Origin of the sequence: Okeania sp. SIO2C2 (assembly GCF_010692625.1) — a bacterium.
Taxonomy (GTDB): Bacteria; Cyanobacteriota; Cyanobacteriia; order Cyanobacteriales; family Microcoleaceae; genus Okeania; species Okeania hirsuta.
The window spans coordinates 20,065-27,339 of record NZ_JAAHGM010000062.1; the positions used below are offsets into that span (position 1 = coordinate 20,065).

4 protein-coding genes are annotated in these 7,275 nt (G+C 36.8%); 1 reads left to right on the plus strand and 3 read right to left on the minus strand.

All coding sequences use genetic code 11. The features are described 5' to 3' along the window. The first annotated feature begins 311 nt into the window (after positions 1-311). Entirely contained in the window at positions 312-2,138 is a 1,827-nt protein-coding gene (locus F6K18_RS29730) for a serine/threonine-protein kinase (RefSeq protein ID WP_287526265.1), read from the plus strand. A gap of 706 nt (positions 2,139-2,844) precedes the next feature. Here the strand turns inward: F6K18_RS29730 and F6K18_RS29735 are convergent. The 3 genes from F6K18_RS29735 to F6K18_RS29745 form a co-directional block, all read right to left on the minus strand. Next, positions 2,845-4,854: a serine/threonine-protein kinase gene (locus F6K18_RS29735; RefSeq protein ID WP_287526267.1), complete on the minus strand. Its 2,010-nt coding sequence runs from the start codon at positions 4,852-4,854 to the stop codon at positions 2,845-2,847. A 182-nt stretch (positions 4,855-5,036) separates the two neighbouring features. Continuing rightward, positions 5,037-5,207 carry a hypothetical protein gene (locus F6K18_RS29740; RefSeq protein WP_287526269.1) on the minus strand — a complete coding sequence of 57 codons (171 nt, stop codon included), beginning with the start codon at positions 5,205-5,207 and terminating at the stop codon, positions 5,037-5,039. A gap of 1,014 nt (positions 5,208-6,221) precedes the next feature. Next, a partial coding sequence (locus F6K18_RS29745) for a GUN4 domain-containing protein (RefSeq protein WP_287526271.1) occupies positions 6,222-7,275 on the minus strand: 1,054 nt, incomplete at its 5' end.

Consider the following 7,275-nt stretch of genomic DNA (forward strand, 5'->3'; position numbering starts at 1 on the left):
ACTTAATTATAGGTGTTTTTCCCTGAATGATGACAGAAATTTATCTAGTCTACATGATTGTGACAGTGGAAACCATGACGAATTTTTGGTATAATGTAGTAATGCTCTTTCAATTGTATAAAAAATATTCTGGGAAAAAGCAACAGAGTGTAAGAGTTTAAAACTGTTTATCAATTTTGGGATTTTTTACAAATTATGTACGGATTACTATAAAAATTAAATGAAAAAAATAATTGATCGGCAAAACAAGAAAAAAATAAAAAAATCAATATATTTTAAAATAATCAACTAAGTTATTACCCGTACAAAATATGAGTTATTGCTACAATCCTACTTGTCAAAAACCTCAAAACCCAGACAAAAATATATTTTGCCAAAGTTGCGGTGCAAAACTAATCCTTAGAGAACATTACCGCCTCCTAAAACAAATCGGAATAGGTACATTTAGCAGAACATTCTTGGCAGTTGATGAAGATATTCCTTCAAAACCAATATGTGTCATTAAACAATTTTTACCTGTAGGTATTCCTGGCAAAAATGCAGCACAAAATATTAGTGAAATAGAAAAAGCATCAGCATTATTTAACCGAGAAGCATTACAACTAGACAAACTGGGAAAACATCCACAAATTCCTAGTTTATTAGCCTATTTTGTTGTCTCATCTTATAGATATTTAGTACAAGAATATATAGAAGGAAAAAATTTAGCTCAAGAATTAAAAGAACAAGGAACATTTAACGAACAAAAAATTAGAAAATTTCTGAGAGAAATACTGCCAGTTTTGCAGTTTATCCGCAAGAGTCAAGTAATTCATCGGGATATTAAACCAGAAAATATTATTCGTCGTGGTGCTAATGAGGGTGAATATGACTGGGGAATAAATTTATATTTAGTAGGTTTCGGCGCTGCCAAAGCTATTTCTACTAATCCCGCAGTCAAAAGTGGTACGGTTATCGGTTCTCCAGAATATACTGCACCAGAACAGTTAATTGGTCAAGCTGTATTTGCTAGCGATATCTATAGTTTAGGTGTTGTCTGCATTCAGTTAATGACTCTACTCGACCCCTTCGACCTGCGTCATGGTGAAGAATGGTTATGGCAGCAACATTTACCCAGACCTGTAAGCACATCTTTGAATAATATTATTGATCGGATGTTACAACCATCGCTTCAACAACGCTATCATTCAGTAGAAGAAGTACTGAATGATTTAATGCAGACTACAAAGAGTTCTTGGGAAGGGTATGAAAGTTTAGAAAGTCACGGCGATCAAGTCAGAACAGTAGCATTTAGTATTGACGGTCAGACTGTGGTGAGTGGGGGTGAGGATAATAGCATTAAAGTCTGGACTCTGAAGACTGGTGGCGAACCCCGTACTTTGGGGGGGTGGATGTTTAGTCATTCGGGATGGGTGCAGGAGATCGCTTTTAGTTCAGATGGTCAGACTTTGGTGAGTGGGAGTAATGACGGTACTGTAAAAGTTTGGAATTTGGGTACTGGTAAGTTAGTGCGAACTTTAGGCGGTTGGTTGGGTCAAGACTGGGGTGCTGTGCAAGCGATCGCTATTAGTCAAGACGGTCAGATATTGGCAAGCGGTCATGGTGACAAGACGGTGAAGGTTTGGTATCTCAACAGTGGGAAAATGCGAGGATATTTGAAAGGTCATACTGCATGGGTGGAGTCAGTTGCTATTAATCCTGATGGCAAAGTATTAGCGAGTGGGAGTGGAGATAAGACGATTAAGTTGTGGGATGTAGGGACAGGGAGGTTATTGTTGACTTTGACTGGTCATAGTGATGTGGTGCGGAGTGTGGCGATCGCTCCTGACGGTCAGATATTAGCGAGTGGGAGTAGTGACAATACTATTAGGTTGTGGCAGTTAGCGACCGGAGATTTATTAGGAATATTGCAGCATCCTGATGGAGTGAATGCGGTTGCTATTAGTCCCGATGGTTTGATTTTAGCAAGTGGATGTCGAGATGGGAATATGTATTTATGGAACCCTTATACGATGGAGGAGTTAGGAGTATTGAGTCAGGAAGCAGTAGTTAATGCAGTAACGTTTAGTGTAGATGGTCAAATGTTGGCAGCAGGTTGTGGTGATGGGAGTGTTGGTATTTGGCGGAGGTTGAGTTAGAGTGGGGGAGTAGGGAGTAGGGGAGTGGGGGAGTGGGGGAGTGAAGTAATTATAGACAGGATTTACGCAAATTGACCTTTAAGCCACCATTTGTAGGGGCGAATGGCATTCGCCCTCCCTATATGTAGAGTCTCTGCTTAAGTCGGAAATACTGATAACTGATAACTGAATTGAATTCCGTGCATATTGTATCAATATCTTATACCAATTTGATAAATGTTTGTTACAAATGGTAGAAGTAAGTAAAGAAGGAAGAGGGAAGAAGGAAGAAGGGATAAATATTTTAAAAAATGGAAAAACGACATAAATAACTATCTAAAATGAACTAGACTAGCTATTCTTAAGGATATCCGGACAATATCTACCTTTTTGTAGCATTCTTTTTTCAAATTGGTATTACTGGGACTTACACAAAATAAAGCCAGAAAATAGGCTCAAATATAGATGGGAAGAGGCTTTTACGTCAAAAAGGTATAAATCCTGAATAAGCACGGATTCTAGCCATTTTTAAGGCATCGACGTAATTCCCTTATCTAGACTGACTTTGAAGCATTTTTCCTACCAAAAAATGTCTAAGTACCATTACCGAAAAATCTTGGTCTAAAGTCTCCCCTTTTCAGGGGATAAAAAAATAGAATTCCGTATTTTCGTAGCCTCCTGATTGCAGAGGTACTGATAACTGATAACTGATAACTGAAATGACCTACTAACGCGCCGACCAAATTTTGATAGTTTTGTCATCACTACCACTCACAATAGTTTGTCCGTCGGAACTGATAGCAATAGAAGTCACGACCCATGTATGACCAGTGAGAGTATTTTTGAGACTACCTGTTGCTAAATCCCAAATTTTGATAGTTTTGTCCTCGCTACCACTCACAATAGTTTGACCGTCTGGACTAATAGCTACAGACCAAACTTCGTTGCTATGACCAGTGAGAGTATTTTTGAGACTACCCGTTGCCACATCCCAGATTTTGATAGTTTTGTCTGCACTACCACTCACAACATTCTGTCCGTTAGAGCTAATAGCAACAGAAAAAACCCGATCGTTATGACCATCAAGAGTATTTATAAGACTACCCGTTGCTAAATCCCAAATTTTGATATTGCCATCACCACTACCACTTACAATAATCCGTCTTTCAGAGTTGATGGCGACAGAATAAACTGCTTTACTATGACCAGTGAGAGTAGCTTTCAGACTACCCGTTGCTAAATCCCAAATTTTGATGGTGCCATCAGCACTACCACTAATAACAGTTTGTCCGTCGCGACTGATAGCAATAGAATAAACCCCTTTCCTATGACCAGTGAGAGTATTTTTCAGACTACCCGTTACCAAATCCCAAATTTTGATAGTTCCGTCAGCATCACCACTAATAATAGTCTGTCCGTCGGGTGTAATAGCGACAGCAAAAATTCTGTCACTCTGAGTAGCAAGAGTCCCTTGGAGACTACTATTTACCCAATCCCAAATTTTGATAGTATTGTCCCAGCTACCGCTAACAACAGTCTGTCCGTCAGGACTAATGGCAACAGAACGAACCCAGTCACTATGATCGCTGAGGGTACGAACTTCAGAAATATTAGTGGCGTAGGAGATGAGGTTGGGAGTTGAAGTTTTAACTGATGCTCCCTCATTTTGACTATTTCTAGTAGGTGAGGATGAGAATGTTTCCTGTTCTCTAGAAATATTGTTAATAATAATAGAGCCAATAATAATACTGAAAGCAATACCAATACCTACACCTATTTTGACTAAAGTTTGAGCAGAAGTTGATGAGGAGGAAGTGGGAGGAAAAGTAGTTTTTGGCTGACTATTATGCTGATTACTATTTATTAAAACTGTATGTTGCTTTGATATTTCTTGTTGTGATTGGTAATTGACATTATTATTAATATTAGATAATTCAATTATTACTTCATCAATACTTTGATAACGATTTTTCCAGTAATCTGACACCATTTTATCTAGAATCAAGACTAATTTATCGCTAATATTAACTGTGTTTTTCCAGACAATTTCACCTGTTGACTGGTCTTTAACTAATCGATGTGCTTGTATTCCAGTTAATGCTTCAATACCAATCATTCCCACAGCATAAATATCACTACAAAATCTAGGCTGACCCGCTGCTTGTTCGCTAGGCATATATCCAGGAGTTCCCACTGCTATTGTCATAGTTGTATGACCCCCAGTTGTAATTGCTAACCCTTTAATTTCTTTCACTGCCCCAAAATCGATTAATACAATTTTTCTATCAGATTTTCTCCGCATAATATTTTGCAGTTTTAAGTCACGATGAATTACATTTTGCTGATGTACATACTTTAAAACTTCCAAGATTTCAGTTAAGAGTTGAATAGTCTGATTTTCACTAAAACTTTTCCCTGAATAAATTTCCTTTGTTAAATCATTTCCTTCTATGAACTCTTGAACTAAATAAAATTGCCCACCCTCTTCAAAGTAGGCAAATAATCTGGGAATTTGATTGTGTTCCCCGAGACGTTGTAATATTATTGCTTCTTTTTCAAATAAAGTTTTAGCAACTTGAAAAACTTCTGGTCGTGGGTCATATGGGGCTAGTTGTTTTACCACACATTGAGGATGATTGGGAAGGTCTAAATCTAGTGCTAAATAAGTAGTCCCGAAACCACCTTTACCTAACTCTGATATAATTTTATAGCGATGTCTAAGTATTTTGTTAATCATTATTTTTTTTGATAAATTTATAGCTTTTTTTAGGAGTCAGGAATTATAAAATAGTTATAGTAGTTTAATCTTTTAAATATTTTTAAGCCGATTTATTAATCAAAGTAATCTTTTAGCTATAATATTTATTTTAGGGGTAAATTTAATCTTTGAACTTTTTTTTACTAGGCAATATAGCTACGCTAGGCTGCACCAATATAATCTTGGGCATTTAATTTTATAGTTAGTAATTGGGATTGACTCATAATTGCTTTTTCGATTCTGGCTATAAGTTGGGGAACTAATTTGCGTTTTTCTGACCAAGTGGTATCTATATTTTGAGAAGTTAGCAATTTTGGTTTTTCATCTGGCAAAAGTTATTTTAAAATTACAATAACTTGTTGACTTAAATTGCGATTATTTTTATTAGCTAATTGTTGAATTTTTGCCATTAATTCATCAGGTAAGTCATTAATTGTGAAGTTTGCCATAATTATTTCTTGATTTTTTTTGAATTGGATTTACATTTTAATATTTTAACCAATTTGTAGGTTGGGTTGAGGAACGTAGCTTGGTTCTCCGCAGGAGTAACCCAACAAATACTTACAGCAAATTTCAGGTTTATGAAGTACCATAGGAGTGTATTTCCAAACAGTTTTTGAACTGTTGAATTAAGGTTTGATTATTGTTGGTCTGAGGTACTGGAATTACTGTGCTACATTTATAGAAGCCCTGAGCGTATCTTTGCAAAGTGGCATAGGAGGACCTCCTCAGGAGGACCTCCTCAGGAGATCGAGAATATAGAATAGGGGAAAAAGGTAGAATCTAGGTCCCCAAGCTTCACAATTTCCCCTACTCTTCCCCCTCTTCCCCCTCTTCCCACTCTTCCCCCTCTTCCCACACTCCCGTTTATAGATCCGTTTAGGGGTTCTATATGGAATAGGCTGCATAATTGTTCGGTTGCGCTATCGCTTAACCCAACCTACTGTAACTAACCCCTCGCAATGACAATTAAGTACATATTGTGATGGCAAGTGGAACGGAGTGGGGTTCAATAATGGATAATGGATAATGGATAATTGATAATTGATAATTGATAATTACCTTTCCCTAAAAGGAAGAGGATTGAATAAAAGGAAAATTTTTTCTCTCTTGGTCGATTGGATATGGCGTTAGCGGAGCGGCTCTGCAAGAGCGGGTCTCCTCGCCATCCCACCTTACGGGAAGCTCCCAAGATAGAACGACCGCTTGTTTCTCCTTGCTTATGAGAGGCTTTAAACCTTTATTTTTCGGTGAAAATTCTCAGTGCTAGGTATGGAAATGTTCAAATAAAGAAAACTCCCTACAAATTACTTGCTAAAACTTTTTTCTGTTGATGAATCAAAGGCTTATATTTTATCATGCTCATCAAGCTTCTTTGAGATAGTAAAAATAAGATAATGAGACTGCGACAAACTAAACTGTAAAAGGTATTTAAATAGAAATACAAGATAACAAATAAACACAGATTTTATAATCAAATCAATAAACCTATATTGCTCCCAGTAAAAGTAAAAGTAAAAGCAAAATAAAAGAAGGCTGCCTAAAGCAAATATTAGCAAATATTCTACTTTTTTTAAACTAATAGGAGCCAATACCGGGAGATGTCCCCTGGGAGCATTTCTTTCAAAGATTATATTATGGTAGAATAACCATCCACCAAAAAATCCCCAGTTTCGCTTTAGCTTCCATCCAATTTTCTCTCCAAATTGTTTATAAGTTTTTTTGTTATATTTTAGAGGTAGATTTCCGGTATCCAAGTAAATTTGCTTTTGAACCCTAAACCCAAAGTGCCCATTACTGTAATTTACCCAGAGTTTGTTAATAGTTTGCAAGTCGGTACAAGGAATTTTCTTGATACTTTTGGAATTTAATCCTGACAATAATTGTAGCTTAACTAGCCATTTTACTTTAGTAGCTTTTTGCATAACTATATTTGTTTCCCGATTTGCCTCTTTCCACTTTCCTGCCGCTAATAAGTCACGCAACTTACGATAGTCAACCCCACTATCTGAAACCAGACGCATATCATTAGAGAGTGCAAGTTGTGGCAACATTACAAAATTAAGAACAGTAGAAACTGCAACAGTTGTGAAAGGATCGTTAACTGGTTTCCTAGAACAGAAAGTACGTTGATATGTAGTAGCATTAGCAGAATAACTACCAACTCTGAGTTCAGCCATCACCTCATCAATACTTTGATAACGATGTCTCCAATCATACAACATCATTTTATCCAGAACCCGACCTAAATCATCACTTACATTAACTCGATCTTTCCAGATAATTTTACCAGTTGAGATATCTTTAGGAAGTAGATTTACATTAACTCCAGTTAATGCTTCAATAGCCATGATTCCCACAGCATAAATATCACTACAAAACTTAGGTTGACCTGCTGCT